The sequence below is a fragment of the Acidithiobacillus sp. TH-A36 genome (assembly GCF_057473445.1).
In genome coordinates this window covers 1-1,307 of sequence record NZ_JBYCKP010000478.1, presented here as the reverse complement: position 1 = coordinate 1,307, position 1,307 = coordinate 1, and the positions used below count along the sequence as shown (strand labels likewise).

Genomic DNA, 1,307 nt, shown 5'->3' with positions numbered 1-1,307 from the left:
AGCGATCACTCCAAAATGGCCACCACCCCCGGCGATGGTCCCGCAGCCAGTGGCATGACTGGCACGGAAAAAGTCAGCGTCCACGCGGATGGCAGTATGGACGCGAGCGAATCCCTTCACCTGAGCGGTTATGGCGCCTGGATCTGGAAAGACCTGCTGGCCCGGGTACCCATGAGTGAATATGGGGCCGTCCTGCATCAGGCCTTGGCTCAGGCGGGGGGCATGGCCCAAAGCAGTTCTTTGAGTACTTCCCCCACCCATAGCCTCCAGGATCCCTTCACCATTCAGGCCAAATGGCAGACGGCACCCGGCGTTCCCCTCAGCAATGGCACGCGCATTCATCTGCACTATGGCCTGAATACCGCTTCCCTGCGCAACCTGACCGCCCGACTCAGCAGCCCCACCGTCCACTATCCGGCGTTCATGCCCTATGGTCATGGCGAATGGAGTACAGAGGTGACCCTGCCCAAGGGTTTCTCCTGGAAAGTGCAGAAGCACACGGAACAGGTCAAGAATGCCGCCGGGGAATTCACCGAAACCATTGACCCCCTCAGTGCCGACCAATTGCAGGTGACCTACCACATGGCACTGGCCCATGTGGTGTATAGCCCGGAACAGTATCCCGAGCTCTATAAGCTCCTCAGTCAGGCCTATGCCATCAGTCAGGAGGGATTTGCGGTATCCGATTTGCACCATTGACCAGCCAGTGAAGAAGGAAGCGAGCGAATAAAGATGCTGGGGGTTGCAGCCATTGCCGCAAGGAATTGCAAATGCTTGGGATAAAAAAGTATTGGCCTAATGATGGTGGAGTTTTTGAAGCGCTAAATTTTATATGGCGTAATGGAGTATGCATGGCCGCAAAACCAAGAAATAGATTAATAAGTTTTGTGCTGCTTTTGTGCGGGCCATTTATAATTTATTTTTTATGGCCTTCAGGAAGCTTACCAGTATATGTAATCATATGTTGGTCTTTAATCATTATGTTATTGATGCTTCGTATTCTGTTTGGTTTGATAAAAATATGGATTGATAAGATTAACAAATAAAAATCTCAGGGAGAATAATTTATAGTGTTAACATGAATTTCATTAACATGTCTCACCTGGGTAATCTGGGTCTTGGTTTGCCCCTTGAGATAGCGATCAACCAATAAGGAGATTATCATGTTTGGCAATCAGTTTTTTAATTTAACGAGAAAAAATGATACGACTTATCTTACCACTAATTTCTTGGTCCCGATTTATATAATAATAGATAATTCTAATTCTGAAGGTGTTTTCTCAAAAATTGGACGCATCTACGGCGAT

Annotated in this window: 1 pseudogene; it reads left to right on the top strand. The window is 48.0% G+C overall.

The annotated features are described in order from the left end of the window. Positions 1–699 (top strand): annotated as a pseudogene (locus AC2VLY_RS12265) (DUF3857 domain-containing protein); the annotation flags it as partial. Positions 700–1,307: the final 608 nt, after the last annotated feature.